Raw genomic sequence first — 22,504 nt, forward strand, 5'->3', positions numbered from 1 at the left:
GTCAGGCGGCAAGGGAACGGCCTCGCTCTTCCCAGAGGGCCTCGGCCCGCGCCGGGCTGCCCAGAGTCAGAAGTGCAGCTTCGGCCGTGGCGATGACGATGGCGCGGGCGAAGGCATCATCGATCCTTCCATCCCAGAGCGCGGCCAGGGCCTGCGGCGATCGCAGCCCGTCCGCAAGACGCTGCGGTTCGGGCAGGAGCGGGGCGAGCTCGGTCCGTTCGGGCTGCCCGCCGATGAGACGCCAGAGGGTGACCGCCTTGGACGGGTTGCGCTCGAACTCGCCGCCTCCGCCCTTGAGGATGCCCAGCCGCCGCTGGCCGAGCAGGGCGCCCGCGGCCTGCTGAAGCGCCATATAGGGCGGATGGAACACCCCCTGCACTGCCGCTGCCGCGCCCGCGGGGTTGAGCATCCGGCAGACGGTGTTGATGCAGGAGCGCAGGCCCAGCACCTCGCGCAGACGCAGGAGGCCCAGCGCCTGCGGCGCGAAGCCGTCAAGCGGCAGGAAGGCGATGCCGTCGCGGTCGAGCAGGCGCCCCGCCTCATCGGGGTCGGCAGCAAGGCCGATTCCGGCAAGGGCCAGGGCCTCGCGCAGCTCCGGCCCCTCCGGCTGCGGCGGGGCCCAGCCGTGGATCAGGACCCGCGCTCCGGACCGGGCGACAAGGCGTGCCGCCAGAAGAAACCAGGGCAGGCCGCGGCTGCGGCCCGCGGCATAGCTCGGCCAGTCGAGATCGGCCGGCGGCATCGGGGGCAGGCTGGCACGCAGGGCGCGGGTGAAGCCGGCGATCTCCTCGGGGCTTTCGCCGCGATAACGCATCAGCATCAGGAGAGCGCCGATGGCATGCGGATCGGCCCGGCCGTCGAGGATCAGGCCCATCGCCGCCTCGGCCTCCTCGGCGGTCAGGTTCCGGGAGCGGCCCGGCCCACGCCCGAGGATCTGCACGAAGGGGGCAGGCTCATTCCGCGGCCTCCAGACGCCGGGCCAGCAGCGCCGCCAGTTCCGGGCGGCAGCCGCCGCAGGCGGTGCCGGCCTGAAGCGCGGCGCCGATCGCCTCGACGCTGTCGAGCCCCTGCTCGGCGATAGCCCGCAGGATGGTGTTGCGCCCCACCTTCAGGCAGGCGCAGAGCGTCGGGCCGGGGTCGGCCATGCCCTGTGCCGGTCTGCCGGCCAGGATCTCGGCCCCTGCCCCGCCCAGCAGAGCCACGACATGGTCGCGTGAGAGTTCCACCGGTTCGGGGGAGACGAACAGCGCGGCCACGCAGCGGCCGGCTTCGGTGAAGGCCAGGCGCAGGCCGCCGCGGCTGCGGTCCTCGACCCTGAGGCAGGGGGCATCGGCCAGGCCGAAGAGAGCCCGCGCCCAGGCCTCCCAGTCGGCGGGGGGCTCCATGCCCGCCAGTTCGCAGCGCCAGCCGGTCTCGGTGCGCGCCCGCGCCCAGTAGGTGGCCTCGGGCCGTATCGCTGCGTGCGCGACGGCAAAGCCATACCAGGCCGGCGCGAGCGGCGCGATGGCGACGGCGGCGGCCTTGCTTTCGGGCTGGCCCGAGATCGGATCGGTCGCTGCGGCGACCAGGGCGTCGATCCGCCCCGTCGGGGCGGTGTCGGCCGTCCAGTGGATCGGGGCGAAGACCTGCCCGCGCGGCATCCGCTCGGTCACCGCCACGCGCAGGATCGCCTGCCCCTGCGGGCTCGTCACGCGGGCGAGCGTGGCGGGTTCGAGGCCCAGATCGGCGGCATCGGCTGGGTGGATCTCGATGAAGGGTTCGGCGATGTGGCGGTTCAGCGCCGGCGCGCGGGCGCTGCGCGTCATCGTGTGCCACTGGTCGCGGATGCGGCCCGTGTTCAGGCGGAACGGATGGCACGGCCCTGTCGCGGCGACCGGCGGGCGCGGGGTCACGGGCACCATGCGCGCGCGGCCGTCCGGGGTGAAGAAGCGGCCGTCGCCGAAGAAGCGCTCGCGCTGCCCGCCGGGGCCACCGGGGCCGACGGGCCAGCGGGTGGGGGCAGACGGTCGTAGTCGCACCCTGCGAGGCCCGAGATGTCGAAATCGAGCCCCATCCGCCCGGCGATGCCCGACAGCGCAGCATGTTCGGCAAAGACTTCGGCCGGGCTCGCCCAGCCGAAGGCCGCGCCCCAGCCCATCCGCGCTGCCACGTCGGCCAGGATGCGCCAGTCGTCGCGCACTCCCGCCGGCGCGGGCAGGAAGGCGCGCTGGCGGCTGATGGTGCGGTCGGAATTGGTGACGGTACCGGATTTCTCGCCCCAGGCGGTGGCGGGCAGCACGACATCAGCCAGCCGCGTCGTGTCTGTCTCGGTCACGTCGTTGACGACGACGAAATCGCAGGCGCGGATCGCGGCGGCCACGGCATCGGCCTCGGGCATCGAGACGGCGGGGTTGGTATGGATGATCCACAGCGCCCGGATCCGCCCCTCGGCCGCGGCGCGGAACATCTCGACCGCCTTCAGCCCCGGCGCCTGCGGCATCCGCGGGCTGCCCCAGAAGGCCTGCACTGCGGCGCGATGGACAGGGTTCTCGATCTCCAGATGGCAGGCCAGGGTGTTGGCCATGCCCCCCACCTCGCGCCCGCCCATGGCATTGGGCTGGCCGGTGACCGAGAAGGGCCCCATGCCCGGCCGTCCGATACGGCCGCTGGCCAGGTGGCAGTTCAGGATCGCGTTCACCTTGTCGGTGCCCGAGGCGGACTGGTTGATCCCCTGCGAGAACACCGTCACCACCCGCCCGGTCGTGCAGAACCAGTCGAGGAAGGTGGCCAGAGCGGCCGCGGGCAGGCCGGTCGCGCCGGGGTCAGAGGCGCGGGCGGCGGCCAGCGCGGCATCGAACCCCGTGACATGAGCGGCCACGAAGGCGCGGTCCACCGCGCCGCGATCGGCCAGCGCCACGAGCAGGGCATTGAACAGCGCCGCGTCCGAACCGGGGGCCAGCGGCAGATGCAGGTCGGCGATCTCGCAGGTGGCGGTGCGGCGGGGGTCGATCACCACCACCTTGGTGCCGCGCGCGGCCCGGGCGGCGGCCAGGCGCTGGTAAAGGACCGGATGGCACCAGGCGAGGTTCGATCCCGCCAGCACCACCAGATCGGCAAGCTCCAGATCCTCGTAGGTGCCGGGCACCGTGTCGGTGCCGAAGGCCCGGCGATGCCCCGCCACGGTCGAGGCCATGCACAGGCGCGAATTGGTATCGACATTCGCGCTGCCCATATAGCCCTTGATGAGCTTGTTGGCGACATAATAGTCCTCGGTCAGCATCTGGCCCGACAGGTAGAAGGCCACGCTGTCCGGCCCGTGCCGGTCGAGCGCCGCGGCGAAGCGCTCGGCCACGAGATCGAGCGCCGCATCCCAGCCGGCCGGCCGGCCGCCGATCAGCGGCGACAGCAGCCGCCCCTCGAGCCCCAGCGTCTGCCCCAGCGCCGTGCCCTTGGAGCAGAGCCGCCCCCGGTTGGCGGGATGATCCGGGTCGCCCGCGATGCGCGCGCCGCCCGCGCCGTCGGGCATGGCCAGGAGGCCGCAGCCCACGCCGCAATAGGGGCAGGTGGTGCGGATGCTCATGCCGCCCGTCCCTCTGGCAAGAGTCGCGCCGCGTCGATCAGGATGCGCCCGCCCTCGATGCGCGCGGGATAGGTCTCGACCTTTCCGCCCTCTGCATCGCGCGCCCGCCCGTCGGCCAGCCCGATCACCAGCCCGTGCAGCGGGCAGGTCACGGCATCCCCATGCACGATCCCCTCGGAGAGAGGGCCGCCGCGGTGCGGACAGCGGTCGTCGAGCGCGAAAACGCGGTCATCGGCGGTGCGGAACACCGCCACACAGCCCTGTGCCGTGCGCAGAACGCGCGCCCCGCGGCGGGGGATGTCCTCGAGCGCTCCGATGTCAATCCAGGTCATTCTGCCGCCTCAGCCGCAAGATGTGCGAGGGGGGTGAAGGCGGCCCTTGCCTCGGGCGCGGTGCGTTCGGCCCAGGGGTCCTTCTGGAAGATCGCCTGCGCCCGATCGAACCGGGCGACCAGGGCGGCGCGGCTGTCGCGGTCCTCGACGACCTGCGCGCGCACCCAGTCGAGCCCCACCTTCGCCAGCCATTTGTAGGGCCGGTCGAGATAGTTGGCGCTTTCGCGGTAGAGCTGGACGAAGGCCACGACGATCTCGACCGCCTCGTCCTCGGTCGCGACCTTGGCCAGCCGCTCGGTGGCCTTCACATCCATGCCCGCGGCCCCACCGACGCCGATCTCGTAGCCCGACTCGACGCAGACGATGCCCACGTCCTTGCAGGTCGCCTCGGCGCAGTTGCGCGGACAGCCCGAGACGGCAAGCTTGACCTTGTGCGGGGTCCAGGCGCCCCAGAGCCGCCGTTCCAGCCGGATGCCGAGGCCGGTGCTGTCCTGCGTGCCGAAGCGGCAGAAGTCGCTGCCGACGCAGGTCTTCACCGTGCGCAGGGCCTTGCCGTAGGCATGACCGCTGACCAGCCCCGCGGCGTTCAGATCGGCCCAGATCCGTGGCAGATCCTCCTTGCGCACGCCCAGAAGGTCGATCCGCTGCCCGCCCGTCACCTTGACCGCCGGCACTTGGTATTTCTCGGCTGCATCGGCGATGGCGCGCAGCTCCTGCGGGGTGGTCATCCCGCCCCACATCCGCGGGACAACCGAATAGGTGCCGTCCTTCTGGATGTTGGCATGGTTGCGTTCGTTGACGAAGCGGCTCTGCGGATCGTCGCGGTAGGTCTCGGGCCATTCGGCCAGCAGGTAGAAGTTCAGCGCCGGGCGGCAGGTGGCGCAGCCGCAGGAGGTCTTCCAGCCCAGTTCCTGCATCACCGCCGGCATCGACTTCAGCCCGCGCGCCCGGATCAGGCGCCGGACATCCTCGTGCGCCAGCTCGGTGCAGCCGCAGACCGGGCGGCTGGCGGGTTTCCGGAATGCATCCCCCAGGCTGTGCGCCAGAAGCTGCTCGACCAGCCCCGTGCAGCTCCCGCAGGAGGTGCTGGCCTTTGTCCGCGCCCGCACCGTGCCAAGGTCCGTGGCGCCGCCCGCGATGGCGGCGAGGATCGTGCCCTTGCAGACGCCGTTGCAGCCGCAGATCTCCGACTCAGGCGGCAAGGCTGCAACGGCTGCCAGAGGGTCCGCCGCGGTCCCCCCCTCGATAGGCGGGGCCAAAGATCAGCGTCCCGCGCATCGGCGCGATGTCGGTGCCGTCCTTGATCAGGCCGAAGAACCAGGCCCCGTCGGCGGTATCGCCATACATCACTGCGCCGATCAGCCGGTTGCCCTCGATCACCAGGCGCTTGTAGACCCCGCGCCCCGGATCGCGGAACACGATGTCCTCGCGTCCCGGACCGTCGGCGAAATCGCCCGCGCTGAACAGATCGACGCCCGTCACCTTCAGCTTGGTCGCCGTCTGCACAGGGCGGAAGGCGGCCTCCTGTCCCATCAGCGTCGCGGCCAGCACTCTGGCCTGATCGTAGAGCGGGGCCACCAGCCCGAAGAGCTGACCGTCATGTTCTACGCATTCCCCCAGCGCAAAGATCGCGGGGTCGGAGGTACGCATCCGGTCGTCCACAGTGATGCCGCGCCCGACCTCCAGATGCGCGTCCACGGCCAGACGCACTTCGGGCCGGATGCCGACGGCCATGCAGACGATGTCGGCGGGATAGACCGTGCCGTCCTCGAGCAGCACGGCGTCCACCCGATCCTTGCCCAGGATCGCCTTGGTCGCGCCCTTGCAATGGATGCGGAGACCGCGGCGTTCCAGATCCTTCTGCAACAGGTAGCCCGCCGCCGGATCAAGCTGGCGTTCCATCAGATGGCCCATCAGATGGATCACCGTGACCTCTGCCCCGCGCGCGGCCATGCCCGCCGCGGCTTCGAGCCCCAGCAGACCGCCGCCGATCACCACGGCCTTCGCACCCGGGCGGCTGGCCGCGATCATCGCGTTGGTATCCTCGAGGTCGCGGTAGGTGACGACGCCGGGCAGATCCTTTCCCGGCACCGGGATGACGAAGGGCGCCGAGCCGGTGGCGATCACCAGCGTGTCATAGGGCGTCTCGCCCCGCTTCGACACCACGACCTTCCGGTCGCGGTCGATCCGCGTCACCGCCTCGCCGAAGCGGCAGGCCACGCCATGCGCGGCATACCAGGCATCGTCATGAGTGACGATCTGGTCATAGGTCTTTTCGCCCGACAGCACCGGCGACAGCATCAGCCGGTTGTAGTTGCCGCGCGGTTCGGCGTTGAACAGGGTGACATGCCCGTCGAACCCGGCCTCGAACAGATGTTCGAGCATCCGGCCCGAGGCCATGCCTGCACCGATGACGACAAGTCTGCGTGTCATGGGCATCACTCCGCCGCAGCCACCAGACGGTGGCGTTCGTGAAGAAAACGCAGCACCGCCTGCCGGGCGCGCAGACAGGCCGGGTCGCCCGCCGCCACGATGCGGTCGCGCGGGCGGGGCAGCGGCACCGTGAGCACCTCGCCGATGGTCGCGGCGGGTCCGTTCGTCATCATCACGATGCGGTCGGCCAGAAGCACCGCCTCGTCCACGTCATGGGTGATCATGATCATCGTGTTCCTCAGCCGCGCATGGATCTCCATCACCGCGTCCTGAAGATGCGCGCGCGTCAGCGCGTCGAGCGCCCCGAAGGGTTCGTCGAGCAGCAGCACCTTGGGTTCCATGGCGAGCGCCCGGGCGATGCCCACCCGCTGGCGCATACCGCCCGAGATCTCGCCCGGCCGCTTGTCGGCGGCATGGCGCATCTGCACCAGATCGAGGTTGTGGAGTGTCCATTCGTGCCGCTCGGCGCGGCTCTTGCGACCGCGGAAGACCTTGTCCACCGCCAGCCGGACATTGCCGTAGACGGTGAGCCAGGGCAGCAGGCTGTGGTTCTGGAACACCACCGCCCGGTCGGGGCCGGGGGCGTTCACCTCGCGGCCCTCCAGCACGATGCCGCCCTTCGTCGCCTCGGTCAGCCCGGCGATCAGGTTCAAGAGCGTGGACTTGCCGCAGCCCGAATGGCCGATGATCGAGACGAACTCGCCCCTGTCGATGGTCAGATCGACATCGCGCAGCACCTCGGTCCGGCGGCTGCCCGATTCGAAGGTCTTTCCGACCCGGGAAATCCTCAGATATCCCATGGCTCAGGCCCCTCCGGTGCCGCGTGTGACAAGACGCCCGGCAAGGCCCACCAGCCGGTCGAGCATGAGGCCGACCAGCCCGATATAGACGAGCGCCACGATGATGTCGGTCAGCCGGCTGCTGTTCCAGGCATCCCAGATGAAGAAGCCGATGCCCACACCGCCGGTCAGCATCTCGGCCGCGACGATCGCAAGCCATGACAGGCCGATGCCGATGCGCAGGCCCGAGAAGATGTAGGGCGCGGCGGCAGGCACCATGATGCGGAAGAAGAATTCGACCTGACCGAGCCGCAGCACCCGGGCGACGTTGCGGTAGTCGGCGGGGATGTTGCGCACCCCGGCGGCGGTGTTGATCAGGATCGGCCAGATCGCGGTGATGAAGATCACGAAGATTGCGGCGGGGCGGTTGTCCATGAAGGCGGCCAGGCTGATCGGCAGCCAGGCGAGCGGCGGGACCGTGCGCAGCACCTGGAAGAACGGATCCAGCCCGCGCATCATCCAGACCGATTGCCCGATCACCGCGCCGATGAGCACCCCGGCCATCGCGGCGAGGCCGAAGCCATAGGCCACCCGTTCGAGCGAGGTCAGCACCCGCCAGCCGAGGCCGACATCCTGCGTGCCGTAGACATAGAAGGGATGCAGGATCAGCTCGGCGGAGTCTCTCCAGACGGCCGAGGGCGGAGGCAGGGTGGCGCCGGGGCCGCTGGTCGCCAGTTCCCAGGCGGCGAGGGCCAGCAGGCCGACCACGACGGGCGGAAGCAGGCGGGCCGCAAGTCCTGCCCCCCGCCGCCCGGGCGACAGCCGCGCCGGAGGGCGGACGCGCAGCCGCGTCACGGATGCGGGCCGGGCCGGGGTCGCCTGCTCTGCCGCCTGCGGGATCGGTCGTGCGAGGGTGCTCTGCATCGGGGCCTCCTCAGGACAGGGCGGTGATGGCAAGGCTGGCCAGATAGGCCCCCGGATCGGCGGGATCGAAGACCTTGCCGTCGAAGAAGGTCTCCACCCCCCGGCTGGGGCCGAAGTCCCGGGTGTCGATCCCCAGCTCGCTGGCAGCCTCGAGCCACAGATCGGCCCGGTTCGTGCGGTTCACCACCGCGCGCATGTCGAGATCGGCGGGCAGATAGCCCCAGCGGATGTTCTCGGTCACGAACCACAGGTCGAGGCTGGGCCAGGGATAGGAGATGCGCCCGTTCTCGCCCCAGAACTTCATCTCGAGGCCGGTCGCCGTCTCGACCCGGCCGTTGCCGTAGTTCACATCGCCCCGCAGCCGGCCGATGATGTCGGCGGGGGGCACGTTGAACCACTGCCGTCGCCCGACGATCCCGGCCAGCTCCTCCTTGTTGGCCATGTCCTCGCACCACATCTGCGCCTCCATCACCGCCATCAGGATGGCGCGGGTGGCGTTGGGATGGGCATCGACCCAGTCGGCGCGCATCCCCAGAACCTTCTCGGGGTGGTGGCGCCAGATCTCCCCCGTCGTCGCGGCGGTGAAGCCGATGCCCTGATTGACGAGCTGTTCGTTCCATGGCTCGCCCACGCAGAAGCAGTCCATGGTGCCGACGCGCATGTTGGCCACCATCTGTGGCGACGGCACGACGATCAGGTTGACATCGGTCATCGGGTTGATGCCGCCCGCAGCCAGCCAGTAGCGCAACCACAGATCGTGGGTGCCGCCGGGGAAGGTCATCGCCGCGGTCACCTCGCCCCCTGCGGCGCGCCGGGCGGCGAAGACCTCGCGCAGGGGGCTGCTGTCCAGCCCCACGCCCGTGTCCGCATAGGCCTGCGCGACCGAAATGCCTTGGCAATCCGCGTTCAGGCTCAGGAGGTTGTACATCGGCGTCGGCTGGTTGTTCTGCATCACCGTGCCGAGCGTGTAGAGGGCGATCTTGGGCCGCAGGATATGGGCACCGTCGATCCCGCCGCCGGCCGATCCCAGGGCCATGTTGTCGCGCGTGGCTCCCCAGCTCGCCTGCTTGACGATCTGCATCTCGGTCATGCCGTGGCGGGCGAAGAACCCCTTCTCCTGCGCGATGATCAGGGGGGCAGCATCGGTCAGGGCGATGTAGCCCAAGGTGGCGCCGGTCACTTCGGGGCCGGGCGCGGCGGCGAAGGCCCCTCCGGGCAGCAGCGCGCGGGCGGCCGCGACCGTGGCGGCCGCGCCGGAGCTGGCCCTGAGGAAGGAACGGCGGGAGATGGCTTCGGTCATGTCGCACTCCAGATGGCATCCGGCCGCACGGGCGGCACGGATCGGGTCGGTGCAGCGGCGACTGCACACAGGCTATCGGTTCGGGGGATCGCGACGGTGCGAACATCGCTGCGAGGGGCGGTCATGGCCCATCGCCGCAGGGGCCGACATCGTTGCCGGCCCCTTTACCCTGCGGCTTTCTGTGACACGGGGCAACGGATTGCTGCATGCGCAAAGGGTATGACCCGTGCCCTTGCGGCCGGGCGCTGAAAAGTTCAGCAGTCCGGACGGGCCGGATCAAAGATTGCGCGGTCGAAGAACGCATCGCGCGGCAGGATCATCGTCCCGCGCTCTGACGCCACGGCGGTCGGATGCTCGAGCGCCCCTTCGATTCGCGACGAGGCGCCGGGCAGATCGGCACCGATGCCGCGCAGATTGGCGCGGTAGAGATCGGTCCGGCAGATCGCCATTGCCGCCGCCACCGCCGCCCGGATATCGAGGCCATGGACCCGCGCCATCTGACGCGCGAACCAGGCCGCCTGCGATCGCCAGGGAAAGGGTGCGGCTCCCGCGTGGAAACGGATCATGTCCTCCACCCGGCGCTCTTCGCCGCGGGCCGAGATCACCATCTGTCCGCTCAGCGCCCGGTCCAGCAGTTCGGGCGGGGCGTTCACATGCTCGGCCCGTGCGAGCAGGTCGGCAACGACGGCGCGGTTGGCCGGCATGTCCAGCCAGCGACCGGCCTGCCAGACCGCGCGCATCAGCCGTGCCGTCGCCTCGGGTTGCGCCTCGACCCAGTCGTGGCGTGCGGCCAGTGCCTTTTCGGGGGCCGTCGCCCAGATCGCGGCGCCGGGGAGCAGAAGTGCACCGGCCCCCGCTCGACCGCGACCGACCCCCAGGGCTCTCCCACGCAGAAGGCATCGATCTCGCCCGCAGCCAGCGCCTCGGCCATGCGCGGGGGCGGGATCGTGTGCAGGCTGAAGGCCGGGCCGCCCCCAGCCAGCCAGTGCCGGACCAGCGCGGCATGGGTCGAATGGGGAAAAGGCACACCGATGCGCAGCTCGCCTGCGACCACCTCGGCCAGAGTATCGCGGGCCGCCCGCGCATCGACGAAGTCGAAGCCGAAGCCCCGCGCCCGCAGCCGCGACTCGATCGCCGTCGAGACGCCCAGCACGTCGCCATTGGCCGACAGGACTTGAAGGATGTCGAGCCGCGGCACCGGTCCGACGAGTCCCAGCGCGATGGCCACCGGAACCGGGGCCAGCATCTGCGCCGCCTCGACCTGTCCCCAGAGGAGCATGTCGCGCAGGCTCGACCAGGACGGCGCCGGGCAGAGCGTGAGCGCCAGGCCCTCGGCCTCGGCAAAGCCCATCTCGCGCGCCACGATCAGCGGCGCCGCATCGAGCAGCGGCACGAAGCCGAGGCGCAGGGGCAGCGCGCTCATGTCAGGAGTCCCGCGGCGGTGACCAGAGCCGCGGCGACCTCGGCCAGCTTCTTGCCCTGGTCCATGGCGCTGCGGCGCAACAGGGCATAGGCCTCGTCCTCGCCGATGCCGCGGGCCTTCATCAGGATGCCCTTGGCGCGGTCGATCAGCTTGCGTTCTTCCAACGCGCGGCGTGTCGCCTCGAGCTCGAGGCGCATCCGGCGGAACAGCTGGAACCGGGCGATGGCGGCATCCATCACCGCCGCGACGCGCTCGGGCCGCAGCCCGTCGATCACATAGGCCGAAACCCCCGCCTCGATCGCCTGCCGTGTCAGATCGGCATCGGTGCGATCAACGAACAGGGCCACCGGCCGGTCGAGCGGTCCGGAGGCCGTCGCCATCGCCTCGAGCGTATCGCGCGAGGGATCGGCCATGTCGATCAGCACGATGTCGGGAGCCAGCTCACGCACCCGGCGCGCCAGGCCTGCCGCCTCGGCGATGACCGTCACATGATGGCCGAGCGGGCGCAGGCTGTCGATCAGCAGCCGTGCGCGCATTTCGTCCGGTTCGACAATGACGATTCGCAGGGTCATGGGGCCGGGCTAGGGGCCCTCCGTCCTGCCCGCAACCGACGCCCACCCGAGGACGGCAAGCCGGGAGGCAGACGCCGGGGCGGTGATCAATGCCCGAGCAGTCTGCCGATTCTTCGGGCACGCATCGTCGGCCTCCCGGCGCCCGGCAGGATCAGGCGACCGTCAGCAATGTCTTGATGGCGCGGCGTTCGTCCATGGCCTTGTAGCCATCGGCGACCTGCGCAAGGGGCAGGGTCAGATCGAAGACCCGGCCCGGCTGGATGCGGCCCTGCAGCACGCGGTCCATCAGATCCGGCAGGAAGCGGCGCACCGGGGCCGGTCCCCCCAGCATCCGCTGCTGACGGAAGAAGAGATCCTGACCGTCCAGGGTGACGCCATGCGGCACGCCGACATAGCCGATCGCGCCGCCAGGCCGGCAGACCCCCATGGCCTGCTGCATGGCCTCCTTCGTGCCGACGGCCTCGACCACCGATTCCGCTCCGATCCCGTCCGTCATGTCGAGGATGCGGGCGATGCCGTCTTCGCCGCGTTCCGTCACGATGTCGGTGGCTCCGAATTCGCGGGCAAGCTGCGACCGTGTCTCGTGGCGGCTCATGGCGATGATCCGTTCCGCGCCCATCTGCCGTGCGGCCAGAACGGCCAGCAGGCCGACCGCTCCGTCGCCCACGACGACCACGGTGCTGCCTTCGCGGACATCCGCTGCCCAGGCCCCGTACCACCCGGTGCCGAGAACGTCCGAGACGGCCAGCATGTGCGGGATCATGGCATCATCAGGCATCTCCTCGGTGGCCACCAGCGTGCCGTCGGCCAGCGGGACGCGGGCATAGGGGGCCTGAGCGCCGCTCATGAACTCGCGCTGACGGCAGGACGACTGGAAGCCCGAGCGGCAATGCGGACAGGTATTGTCCGACAGGCAGAAGGAGCCCACGACGAACTGCCCGGGCCTGACGGTGCGGACCTCGCTGCCGACTTCGACGACCACGCCGCAATATTCGTGACCCATGTGCATCGGCTGTTCGATCGGGCTCGCGCCCCGATAGGGCCACAGGTCGGAGCCGCAGATGCAGGTCGCCGAAAGCTGGATGATGGCATCGGTCGGCTTCAGGATCTTCGGATCGTCGACCTGTTCATAGCGGACGTCGCCGGGGCCATGCATGACGGTTGCATACATTCGGATTTCTCCTTTCAATCGCTCAATTCCAGGCGCAGCGGAAACTCTCCGCGGATCAGCAGGGGCTTCACACCGCCTTCGTCCATCCCGCGCGCGGCAGCGAACAGGCGAGAGAGGCGAAAAGGGAGGCACTGCCCAGCAGAACTGCCGACAGGGCAAAGGTGGACTGCCAGCCCAGCGCATCGAAGAGGAACCCGCCGGAGGCCGCCCCGGCCATGATGGCAAGCTGGATCACCGCGACCTGCAGGCCGCCGCCGGCCTCGGCGTCCTCGCCGAAGGTCCGCGCCAGCCAGGTTCCCCAGCCGACCGGGGCGGCGGTGCCGCAGAACCCCCACAGCACGATGAGCACGCCGGCCGCAACCGGCGAGGGCGCCAGCAGGATGAAAAGCAGCGCAAGGCCGGCAAGGACGGCGGGTATGCCAATCAGCAGGCTGTAGAGCCGTCTGCGCAGCAGCCGTCCCATGGTCCAGGCGCCGGCCAGGCCCGCCAGCCCCACCGCCAGGAAGCCGGCCGAGAGCATGGGGATGGAAAAGCCCGTAACAGCCTCCAGATAGGGCCGCAGATAGGTGAACAGTGCGAACTGCCCGGCGAACAGCAGGAAGATCGCCGCCATGCCAAGCGCGACCTGCCCGCGCAGCAGAAGCCCGAGCGGGCTGGGCCGCCGGATGCCGCGGGGCGGCAGAGGCGGCATATGGATCCGCTGCCAGACCAGGGCCAGCAGGGCGACCGGCACGATCAGCGCAAAGGCCCCGCGCCAGCCGATGAGATCGCCGAGCCAGGCCCCCAGCGGCGCCGAGACCGTGGAGGCGATACCGTTGCCGATCTGCAAAGTCGCCAATCCCCGCGGCACCTGATCGGCCGGCAGCAGCCGCATGACGATGGCAGTGGACATCGACCAGAACCCGCCGATGGCGATGCCCAGCAGCGCGCGACCGATCATCAGCACGGGATAGTTTGGGGCCAGGGAAACGATCAGGGCCGAGACGATCAGCAGCGCCACAAAGGCGGACTGCACCGCCTTGCGGTCGATGCGGCGGGTCAGCCGGGCGACGGTCAGGCTGGTGATCACGGCAAACAGGCCCGAGATCGAGATCGCCTGGCCGGCCTGCCCCTCGCCAATGCCCAGATCAGCGGCGATCAGGGTCAGCAGGCTGACCGGCATGAACTCGGAGGCGATCAGCACCGCGACGCAAAGCGCCATCGACAGGACCGCCCCCCGGGCGGAGGGCGTTCCATCTGCATTCGTTGTCAGGGAAATCGACAAGATCTGCCTCTTGTGCGGGTCGTCGTTGTCCGTTTCAGCGGTCGATCCAGGCCTGGGCGATGGCGTTGTAGCGTTCGCCCCGGACGGGGATGGACGCCAGCACGCTGCCGATATGCTCCAGATCGGCCGGATCGAGGGTGACAGCGGCCGCCCCGACATTCTCGCGCAGCCGCTCGGGGCTGGCGGTGCCGGGGATGGGGATGATGTCCGGCCCCTGCGCCAGAAGCCAGGCGAGCGCGATCTGCGCACGGGTCACGCCCCTTTCGGCGGCGATCCGGCCCAGCGCCTCGACCAGGGTCAGGTTGGCGGTGCGGTGGTCGTCGTTCAGCCGCGGCACGGTGGCGCGGAAATCGCCGGGGGCAAAGCGCGTTTCGGCCCCGATCGCCCCGGTCAGGAAGCCCTTGCCCAGCGGGCTGAAGGGCACCAGCGCGATGCCCAGCTCGCGCAGGCAGGGCAGGATTTCCGCCTCGGGCTCGCGCCAGAACAGCGAATACTCGCTTTGCAGCGCGGCACGGGACAGACGGCATGGGCCCGCCGGATCGTGGCCACGCCGGCCTCGGACAGGCCGAAATGCGCCACCTTGCCTTCGGCGATGAGCGCCGCCACCGTTCCGGCGACCTCCTCGATCGGCACGGCGGGATCCACACGGTGCTGATAGAACAGGTCGATGCGGTCGCGCCGCAGGCGGCGCAGCGAGGCCTCGGCCACGGCGCGGATGCGTTCGGGGCGCGAATCCAGCCCCTGCGCCGGATTGCCCTCGCGGAAGCCGAATTTCGTCGCGATCACGACATCGCGGCCGAAGGGGGCCAGCGCCTCGCCCACCACCTCTTCGTTGGCGCCTTGGGCATAGGCCTCGGCCGTGTCGAAGAAGGTGACGCCGAGCTCCACCGCCTGCCGCAGGATGGCGATGGCCTGATCGCGCGGAACCGTGCGGCCATAGCCGAAACTCAGACCCATCGCGCCGTAGCCGATGGCCGAAACCTCGGGCCCGCCGGCCCCGAGCCTGCGCTTCTGCATCATGAAGTCTCCGTAGTTCATGCGCCGTATTCGGCATCCGTGACAGGGGCGAGCCAGGTGACCGTCCGGCCGTCCAGCGGTTCCTGGATGGCGATATGACTCATGCCCGTTTCGGGCGAGGCCCCGTGCCAGTGCCGTTCGTCCGGGGCGATCCAGACGACATCGCCGGGACGGATCTCCTCGATGGGTCCGCCTTCGCGCTGAACCCGACCGCGCCCGAAGGTCACGATCAGCGTCTGGCCCAGCGGATGGGTATGCCAGGCCGTGCGGGCGCCCGGTTCGAAGGTGACATGCGCTCCCTGCACCCGTTCGGGTGCGGCCGGATTGAAGAGGGGATCCACCCGGACCCGGCCGGTGAACCAGTCGGCAGGCCCGATGGCAGAGGCTCGGGCCCCGGCACGAAAGATTTCCATGGATGCTTCCTTTCCCACGCGTTCGGCCGGGCGAGGACAGGCCGAGATCCCATGCGCACACCGCTGCCTGCGTTGCGGCAGGATCCGTCTCATCCGCATCCCGGGAACAGCCGTCCTGCGGCTTCGTCCGGCAAGGTAGAGGCTGGGGCGGGGACAGGGAACGCGCTAGATGGATATTGCTTTCATATTCCGGAGCGATGAATGCGGCGCGAAGAGATGAGCGATCTCATCGCCTTTCTGGCGGTGGCCGAGGAGCGCAGCTTTACCCGTGCAGCCGCGCGCCTGGAAACATCGCAGAGCGCTGTCAGCGCCGTGATCCGGCGACTGGAGGAGCGGCTCGGGGTCCGGCTTCTGATGCGCACGACCCGTTCGGTCTCTCCGACCGAAGCCGGCCGGCGTCTGGCCGATGCCCTGCGTCCGGCTCTTGACGGGATCGAGGCGGAGCTGGCGGCTCTCGACGCCATGCGGGCCCGGCCGTCGGGTATGATCCGCATCACCGCTGGCCATCATCCGGCACGGCAGATCCTGTTTCCGGCGGTCAGCCGTCTGATGGCCGAACATCCGGACGTTCATGTGGAGATCGTGGTCGATTCCCGCTTTGTCGACATTGCCCGGGAGGGCTTCGATGCCGGGGTCCGTCTGGGCGAAAGCCTGGACAAGGACATGGTCGCAGTGCGGATTTCACCCGATCTGCAAATGGTGGTCGCCGGATCGCCAGACTATTTCCGGAACCATCCGAAGCCCCGAACCCCGCATGACCTGACGCATCACCGCTGCATCAACCTGCGTCTGCCGACCCTCGGAGGGCTCTATGTCTGGGAGTTCGAGAAGGACGGACGCCCGCTGAATGTGCGCGTCGAGGGGCAGTTCATCTGCAACGAGCCCGACCTGCTCATCGAGGCCGCGCTGTCCGGGCATGGGTTGCTCTGCCTGCCATCGGATCATCTTGCGGCATATCTGGAGGCGGGCGCTCTGGTCCGCGTGCTGGAGGACTGGTGCCGCCTCGCCGGCTACCATCTCTATTATCCCAGCCGCCGTCAGATGACTCCGGCCTTCCGGCTTCTGGTCGAGGCGCTGCGCTGGCGGGGCTGACATCGGCGCCCGATGAAGGGGATCCACCGGGCGCTGACATCAGAGCCGCAATCAGGGAGGCATCGGGTGTTCGGGCCTGACCCACAGGGTGTGTGGCAGCACGAAGGTGGCCTCCGGGGGGGGCAGAAAGTTCGCCCGGATCGGACAATCATAGACCTGCGCCAAGGCCGGCCCGCCGATCACCGTGGCCGGATCGCCGGCTGCGACCAGCTTTCCTTCGTGCATCAGCCAGATCTCGTCCGCGACCATCGCGGCCAGGTTGAGATCATGCAGCACCATCACGACCCCGCCTCCGGCATCGGCGAAATCCCTCAGCAGCCGGATGACGGCGATCTGCTGGCCGATGTCGAGGGCCGCCACCGGTTCGTCCAGCAGCATCCAGCTTGGCCGGCCGTCCAGGACGGGTTCCCAGACCTGGACACGCACCCGGGCCAGCTGCACCCGGGCCTGCTGGCCGCCGGACAGTTCCTGATAGAGCCGCCCGGCATGGCCCGGCAGGCCGACGGCCGCCAAGGCCCGGGGGATCAGATCGGCCCGATTGGCATGAGGCCCGGCCGTCAGGCCCAGGCGCACGACCTCGGCCACGGTGAAGGGAAAGGCCAGGGTCAGGCTCTGGGGCAGGACGGCCCGCCGGGCAGCCAGCTCCCAGGGCTTCAGGCGCGCCATGTCTGCGCCATCCAGGGCGATCTGCCCCTGCCAGGGAATGTCGCCGGCAAGGGCCCTCAGAAGCGTGCTCTTGCCCGATCCGTTGGGACCGATGACGACGGTGATCCGCCCCGGCAGGGCCGTGGCCTCGATGCCGTGCAGGATGGGTTGCCTGCCGAACTGGACGCGGAGAGAGCGGATGGTCAGCATCAGAGATCCGTCAGTCCGCGCCGGCGCAGAAGGATCCACAGGAACACCGGCGCCCCGATGATGGCCATGACGATCCCGATGGGCAGTTCGGCAGGGGCCACGATGCTGCGCGCCACGATGTCCGCCAGCAGCAGCAGGGCTGCGCCGGCCAGCGCCGCATTGATCAGGAGGAACCGGTGGTCGGGCCCGGTCGCCAGCCGCAGCAGATGCGGCACCACGATGCCGACAAAGCCGATCCCGCCCGAGATCGCCACGGCCGCACCTGTCGCGGCCGAGACGATGAGAATCGCGGCCGTCTTGAGGCTCTGCACCGGGATGCCGACATGGTGGGCCGCGGCCTCGCCCAGGGCCAGACCGTTCAAGCCGCGGGCCAGGAAGGGGGCCGCGATGAGGGCCAGCGCCATGACCGGTCCTGCAGCCATGATCTTGGGCCATGATGCCCCGCCCAGCGATCCCAGACCCCAGAAGGTCAGATCGCGAAGCTGCTGATCATTGGCCATGTAGACGAGGATGCCCGTCGCCGCACCTGCCAGCGCACCCAGGGCGATCCCGCCAGCAGCATCGTGGCGACCGAGGTTCGCCCTGACCGTGTGGAGACACGGTAGAGCAGCAGCGTCGAGACCCAGCCCCCGGTGAAGGCCGCAACAGGGACGAGATGCCATCCCAGCGCCGCTGCCAGCCACGAAGGGGCCAGGCCGCCCAGGACGATAGCCAGCACCGCGCCAAGCCCAGCGCCCGCGCCCACGCCGACAAGACCCGGATCGGCCAGCGGATTGCGGAACAGACCCTGCATGACCGCCCCGCCTACGGCCAGGGCGGCACCGACCAGAAGCCCGGTCAGGAGGCGCGGCAGACGGATCTCCCACAGGATCAGGCGATCGCGCTCTGCCACCGGATCGCCGGCCAGCCAGGCGGCAATCATCTGACCGGGATGAACGCCCGTCGCCCCATGCGAGAGGCTCAGACCGCAGACCACGATCAGCAGGCCTGCGAGGAGGAGCATCATCCGCCGGGCCGTGCCTTCGCGGTCTCCCGCAAGCGGGAAAGTCATGTCCTGCGCGACCATCAGCCGCCATCCCCCGCCTGATCCGCCGCCTCATCCCCCGTCTGCCCGGCGAGGATGTCCCCGAAACGGCCCGCCAGTTCCTGCGCGGCTTTGCCCGCACGCGGGCCGAAACCAAGGAGATAGAGACCGTCCATCGCGACCACATGGCCATTCCGGGCGGCCGGCGTCAGACTCAGCGCAGGATGGGCGCGGATGTCCTCCAGTGTCACGGCCAGATCCCCCGAGCGGTCCATGACCAGGATGATCTCGGGGGCGGCGGCGATTGCGGCCTCGTCGGTCAGGGCCTTGTATCCCTCGTATCCGTCCACGGCATTCTGTCCGCCGGCCAGCCGGATCATCGCATCCGCCGAGGTGCCCCGACCCGACACCATCAGGCGCCCGCCCTGCATCGACAGGATGAACATGACCTTCGGCGCATGGGGCAGGGCGGCGGCGGCCCCTGCAGCCTGCGCAAAGCTCGCCCGCACCTGTCCGGACAGGGCGGCCCCCCGTTCCGGCAGGCCGAGCGCTTCGGCCACGATCGCGATCTTGGTGGCCACCCCTTCGGCATCGAAGGCCTCGGGCAGGACGATCAGGGGAATGCCGCTGCGCTGCAGGATCTCGACCGCTTCGGGGGGGCCGGCGTCATGTTCGGCCAGGATCAGGTCCGGCGACAGGGCAAGCAGATTCTCGGCCGACAAGGTGCGCAGATAGCCGATATCGGGCAGATCGAGCACCTCCGGCGGGAAGGAGGAGGTGCTGTCGCGCGCGATCAGCCGGTCCCCGGCCCCGAGGGCGAAGACGATCTCCGCGACCGAGCCGCCGGCGGCGATGACGCGCGTGGCGCCTTCGGCCCGCAGGGCCGGCGCCATCGGGACGGACGCCAGAAGCCCCAGCAGCAGCAGGGCCCCACGACGGGTGAACATCGGGCCGATCATGCAGCGACCCTCCCTGCCAGGTCCTCGGCCAGGCTGTCCCATGCTGCCGTGTCCGTGGCATTCTCGGCCCGCTTGCCGAAGATCTGGAGAATCAGCCGGCCCTCGGCATCGAAGCCTTCGACGGAGACGGCATCGCCCCGCCTTGTCGGCTTCCGCACCAGCCACACCTCGGCCACCTTGTCGGCGCGCAGATGAAGGTTGAAACGCGGATCGAGCACGTTGAACCAGGGGCCCATCGGCTCGATCCGTTCGACCGGCCCTGAATGGATCTGGATGCAGCCGCGATTGCCCACGAAGATCATCAGCCGCAGCCCGGCTGCCGCCGCGCGCCGCAGCGCCTCGACGATCGCATCGGCGGGCAGGGGGCGCGCCCAGGGTTCCCCGACACTGCGATAGGCCCCGAGACGATCGAAGCGGAGCCGTGAAGTCATGGTCAGGAACTGATGGGTATCGGTCATCCGGGACCAGCTTTCCCGCAGCTCTGCCACGCGGTCCGGGCGGATCCGGATGGCATCCGGCGTCTCGCGCGGGACAAGATCGAAGGGCGCGGCCTCATCCAGGGACAGCTCATCGACAAGCCTTTCGAAGGCGGCGACATCCGAATCCAGCCCCAGATGGACCTTGTGGACGGCATCGCCGGCGGCATCGAAGACCTGCAGGCTGCGCCGGGGGCCATCCTTGCCGGGACGCTCGACCGCAAAGGCGTGAACCCAGTGGCGCGGAAAGATCCGCAGATCGATCTCCGGCCCTGCGACAAGGGCTGCATGTTCGCCGGGCCGGAAGCCGAGATAGCGCCCGCGGCGTTCATGCACGCACCAGTCGTTGCGCGTCAGGGCCATCACATCCCCGATCGGTTCCACCGCCGGAATCAGCCGCGCCGGATCCGCGATGACACGACGCACGCCGCGCCCCAGATCGGCGGCCAGAAGCTGGGCCTCGGCCAGGCCCAGGCGATCGGCCAGATCGCGCTCCCGCATGCCGGGGTATTCGGCACGGGCAGCGGCGATGCGCTCGGAGAGTTCCGGTGACAGGATCATGCGGCCTCCTTGATGACCATCCGGTTCGGGTCGGGGGACGACGCAAGGCCTTGGGTCTGGCTTCGGCGGCAGAAACGACCCGCCGCCCGGCTGGAAGACCGGCGCGATACTTGACAGTTTCAGTAAATCATCTCACAAGCCGGCGCAATCGGGTTCGATGACCAGCCCGGGAGCGCCAGCCTCTTTCGCCAGCCAGCCGCCCATCTGCAAGAGAGAAGCGAGAGTGACACAAGGCGCGCGTCCGCGCAGGCCCGTCATGGCCTGCCTCATGATCACCGCCATGGCCGCCGTCCATGGCCCCGCCCTGGCACAGGAAACGGCCTCTTCGGGCACCTTTCTGGGTCGCCTGATCCTCGGGGCCGGGCAACAGAAGGTGGCCATCGACACACCGCAATCGGTCACGGCTGTGGAACAGGAGGATCTCGACCGCGAGCAGCCCCAGACCGTGGGGCAGGTCTTCCGCAACGTGCCGGGGGTCCAGATCGCAGGATCCGACAGGCCTCTGGGATTTGCCTTCAACATCCGCGGGATCGGCGCAACCGAGCAGACCGCCAGCGAGGCGCGGATCATCGTCAATGTCGATGGCGTTCCGAAATTCTACGAACAGTACCGGATGGGCTCCTTCTTCTCGGATCCCGAGCTCTATCGCCGGGTCGAGGTGCTGCGCGGCCCCGGTTCGGCCACGCTCTACGGTTCAGGTGCCATCGGCGGTGCCGTCAATTTCGAGACCAAGGATGCCGGCGACTTCATTCCCGAAGGAGGGGAAGGCGCTCTCCGGCTGCGCTTCGGGATCGAATCGAACGGCAACGGCCGGCTCTTCTCGGGGATCTATGCCTCCCAGCCTGTCGAAGGGGCCGAATTCCTTGCCGCCCTGAACTACCGCACCGCCGATTCCTATCAGGACGGGGATGGGAATACCGTTCAGGGAACGGACTTCGCGGCCCCATCGGGCCTTCTGAAGGGAACCTTCGCCCTGGCGGAGAACCAGACCCTGCGTCTGTCCTGGCAGCGCTTCACCTCCGATGCGGACGGAGCAGCCTATGCCCAGACCGGCGGGGCCGGTGCCGCCGATGTCTTCGGTCTGGTCGATCGCAATGTGCAGGATGACACCCTCAGTCTCGACTGGCGGATGGAGGGCGGGGCCTGGCTGAACCCGCATGTGCAGCTGGCCTATTCCGATACCACGGTGATCCAGGAGAACGCGCGGAGCACGACCGGCACGGCGCGGCCCTGCTTCCCCTATGCGGCCAGCAGCAATGTCTTCTGCGATACCGAATATGCCTACCGCACGGCGATGCTGAAGTTCGAGAACACCGGTGAGACCTCGGGGGCAGGGTGGGACGCCTTCCTGACCTATGGTGTCCAGTTCACGAACCAGCAGCGTGTGGCCGACAGCGCAGGGCCGATCGGCTTCCACCCCGAGGGACAGGACCGCAAGGTCGGTCTGTATGCCCAGGGGGAATTCGTGATCGCGGATCGCCTGACCCTGATCCCCGGGGCACGCATCGACCTTGCCCGCCGCACGGCCGGTGCCGATGTGCCGGGCGGCAGCGAGGTCGAAGATCAGGCAAGCGCCCTGACCTTCGCGCGCTCTACGATCTGACGGAGGATCTGTCGGTCTTCGGTTCGGTGGCCCGGACCGAGCGACTGCCCACACTTGACGAGCTCTATTCCTGGTCCGCGACGAAGGCCCCGGCGCTCGATCTCGAGACGGAAACCGCCCTCAGCTTCGAAACGGGTCTGGCCTTCAGCCGGCAGGACGTGCTGTCGGCCGGCGACAGCCTGGAGCTGAAGGTCACCGTCTTCCGCAACAGCATCGAGAATCTCATCACCACCACCCCCGCGACCGACACGGTCTATTTCCGTAACCTTGCCGAAGCGGAATTCACCGGGGGCGAGATCGAGGCCGGTTACGAAGCCGATCATGTCTTTGCCCGTCTCGCCTATGCGCGGGCCAGGGGAGAGGACAGCACCTATGGCTATACGCTGGCCACCTCTCCGGCCGACAATCTCGCGCTGACGCTGGGCGGGCGGCTGCCGGATCGCGGACTGGAATTCGGCTGGCGCGGGACCTTCGTGCAAGAGATCACCACCGCGACCCGCAGCACGACAACCGGGGTGATCACCCCGACCACCTATCCGGGCTACACGCTGCACGATCTCTTTGTCAGCTGGAAACCCCAATCCGGACCCTTCGAGGGTTTCGAGGTGCAACTCGCCATGGAGAACGCCTTGGACGAAAGCTATCGCAACAATCTCTCGCTCGATGAGGGCCGGGGGCGGACCGTCAAGCTCACCCTGGGGCGGGTCCTGACATGGTAAGGCGGGCGGCCTGCTTCGCTGCCCTTGC

General features: G+C 69.3%; 17 protein-coding genes and 4 pseudogenes. 3 read left to right on the plus strand and 18 right to left on the minus strand.

Features of this window, described 5'->3' with window-relative positions:
• Position 1 precedes the first annotated feature (1 nt).
• The 14 genes and pseudogenes from RUTHE_RS00610 to RUTHE_RS00670 form a co-directional block, all read right to left on the minus strand.
• On the minus strand, positions 2–940 hold the full coding sequence (locus RUTHE_RS00610) for a glycosyl transferase family protein (RefSeq protein WP_021096275.1): 939 nt from the start codon (positions 938–940) through the stop codon (positions 2–4).
• A gap of 13 nt (positions 941–953) precedes the next feature.
• Positions 954–3,559 (minus strand): annotated as a pseudogene (locus RUTHE_RS00615) (molybdopterin-dependent oxidoreductase).
• Positions 3,556–3,891: a nitrite reductase small subunit NirD gene (nirD, locus tag RUTHE_RS00620; protein ID WP_021096278.1), complete on the minus strand. Its 336-nt coding sequence runs from the start codon at positions 3,889–3,891 to the stop codon at positions 3,556–3,558. Before nirD ends, RUTHE_RS00615 begins: the two are co-directional and overlap by 4 nt.
• Positions 3,888–6,324: pseudogene (gene nirB / locus RUTHE_RS00625) on the minus strand (nitrite reductase large subunit NirB). The gene nirD and the pseudogene nirB overlap by 4 nt, the downstream one beginning before the upstream one ends.
• A 5-nt stretch (positions 6,325–6,329) precedes the next feature.
• Positions 6,330–7,124, minus strand: a complete 795-nt coding sequence (locus RUTHE_RS00630) for an ABC transporter ATP-binding protein (RefSeq protein ID WP_021096279.1) — start codon at positions 7,122–7,124, stop codon at positions 6,330–6,332.
• A gap of 3 nt (positions 7,125–7,127) precedes the next feature.
• A complete protein-coding gene (ntrB, locus tag RUTHE_RS00635) occupies positions 7,128–8,027 on the minus strand; it encodes a nitrate ABC transporter permease (RefSeq protein WP_021096280.1) in 900 nt (299 codons plus the stop codon).
• Positions 8,028–8,037: 10 nt separating this feature from the next.
• Positions 8,038–9,327, minus strand: coding sequence for a CmpA/NrtA family ABC transporter substrate-binding protein (locus RUTHE_RS00640; protein ID WP_021096281.1), 1,290 nt, complete (start codon positions 9,325–9,327; stop codon positions 8,038–8,040).
• Positions 9,328–9,581: 254 nt separating this feature from the next.
• A pseudogene (locus RUTHE_RS00645) lies at positions 9,582–10,750 on the minus strand (CmpA/NrtA family ABC transporter substrate-binding protein).
• Positions 10,747–11,322: an ANTAR domain-containing response regulator gene (locus RUTHE_RS00650; RefSeq protein WP_021096284.1), complete on the minus strand. Its 576-nt coding sequence runs from the start codon at positions 11,320–11,322 to the stop codon at positions 10,747–10,749. Before RUTHE_RS00650 ends, RUTHE_RS00645 begins: the two are co-directional and overlap by 4 nt.
• 151 nt (positions 11,323–11,473) lie before the next feature.
• A complete protein-coding gene (locus tag RUTHE_RS00655; protein WP_021096285.1) occupies positions 11,474–12,493 on the minus strand; it encodes a zinc-dependent alcohol dehydrogenase family protein in 1,020 nt (339 codons plus the stop codon).
• A 67-nt stretch (positions 12,494–12,560) separates the two neighbouring features.
• The gene (locus tag RUTHE_RS00660) at positions 12,561–13,694 is read right to left on the minus strand and encodes an MFS transporter (protein ID WP_021096286.1); all 1,134 of its coding nucleotides are present in this window, start codon (positions 13,692–13,694) and stop codon (positions 12,561–12,563) included.
• A 97-nt stretch (positions 13,695–13,791) separates the two neighbouring features.
• The gene (locus RUTHE_RS18780) at positions 13,792–14,262 is read right to left on the minus strand and encodes an aldo/keto reductase (protein WP_281167452.1); all 471 of its coding nucleotides are present in this window, start codon (positions 14,260–14,262) and stop codon (positions 13,792–13,794) included.
• Positions 14,148–14,795, minus strand: a complete 648-nt coding sequence (locus RUTHE_RS18785) for an aldo/keto reductase (protein WP_021096288.1) — start codon at positions 14,793–14,795, stop codon at positions 14,148–14,150. The genes RUTHE_RS18780 and RUTHE_RS18785 overlap by 115 nt, the downstream gene beginning before the upstream one ends.
• The gene (locus tag RUTHE_RS00670) at positions 14,792–15,187 is read right to left on the minus strand and encodes a (R)-mandelonitrile lyase (RefSeq protein WP_021096289.1); all 396 of its coding nucleotides are present in this window, start codon (positions 15,185–15,187) and stop codon (positions 14,792–14,794) included. The genes RUTHE_RS18785 and RUTHE_RS00670 overlap by 4 nt, the downstream gene beginning before the upstream one ends.
• A 216-nt stretch (positions 15,188–15,403) precedes the next feature.
• Between RUTHE_RS00670 and RUTHE_RS00675 the strand changes: the two genes are divergently transcribed.
• Positions 15,404–16,279, plus strand: coding sequence for a LysR family transcriptional regulator (locus RUTHE_RS00675; RefSeq protein WP_245542165.1), 876 nt, complete (start codon positions 15,404–15,406; stop codon positions 16,277–16,279).
• 51 nt (positions 16,280–16,330) lie between these two features.
• Here the strand turns inward: RUTHE_RS00675 and RUTHE_RS00680 are convergent, their stop codons facing one another.
• From RUTHE_RS00680 to RUTHE_RS00695, 4 genes and pseudogenes are all read right to left on the minus strand, one after another.
• Entirely contained in the window at positions 16,331–17,134 is an 804-nt protein-coding gene (locus RUTHE_RS00680) for a heme ABC transporter ATP-binding protein (RefSeq protein WP_021096291.1), read from the minus strand.
• Positions 17,134–18,200 (minus strand): annotated as a pseudogene (locus RUTHE_RS00685) (FecCD family ABC transporter permease). Before RUTHE_RS00685 ends, RUTHE_RS00680 begins: the two are co-directional and overlap by 1 nt.
• On the minus strand, positions 18,200–19,105 hold the full coding sequence (locus tag RUTHE_RS00690) for a heme/hemin ABC transporter substrate-binding protein (protein ID WP_245542166.1): 906 nt from the start codon (positions 19,103–19,105) through the stop codon (positions 18,200–18,202). Before RUTHE_RS00690 ends, RUTHE_RS00685 begins: the two are co-directional and overlap by 1 nt.
• An 8-nt stretch (positions 19,106–19,113) precedes the next feature.
• Positions 19,114–20,154 (minus strand): hemin-degrading factor, encoded by a 1,041-nt coding sequence (locus tag RUTHE_RS00695; RefSeq protein ID WP_021096295.1) that lies wholly within the window; start codon positions 20,152–20,154, stop codon positions 19,114–19,116.
• A gap of 268 nt (positions 20,155–20,422) precedes the next feature.
• Here RUTHE_RS00695 and RUTHE_RS17920 point away from each other — a divergent pair, with 268 nt between their 5' ends.
• Both RUTHE_RS17920 and RUTHE_RS17925 read left to right on the plus strand, forming a co-directional pair.
• Positions 20,423–21,757: a TonB-dependent receptor domain-containing protein gene (locus RUTHE_RS17920; protein ID WP_281167451.1), complete on the plus strand. Its 1,335-nt coding sequence runs from the start codon at positions 20,423–20,425 to the stop codon at positions 21,755–21,757.
• A gap of 26 nt (positions 21,758–21,783) precedes the next feature.
• The gene (locus RUTHE_RS17925; RefSeq protein ID WP_021096297.1) at positions 21,784–22,476 is read left to right on the plus strand and encodes a TonB-dependent receptor domain-containing protein; all 693 of its coding nucleotides are present in this window, start codon (positions 21,784–21,786) and stop codon (positions 22,474–22,476) included.
• Positions 22,477–22,504: the final 28 nt, after the last annotated feature.

It is taken from the genome of Rubellimicrobium thermophilum DSM 16684 (assembly GCF_000442315.1).
Classification (GTDB): Bacteria; Pseudomonadota; Alphaproteobacteria; order Rhodobacterales; family Rhodobacteraceae; genus Rubellimicrobium; species Rubellimicrobium thermophilum.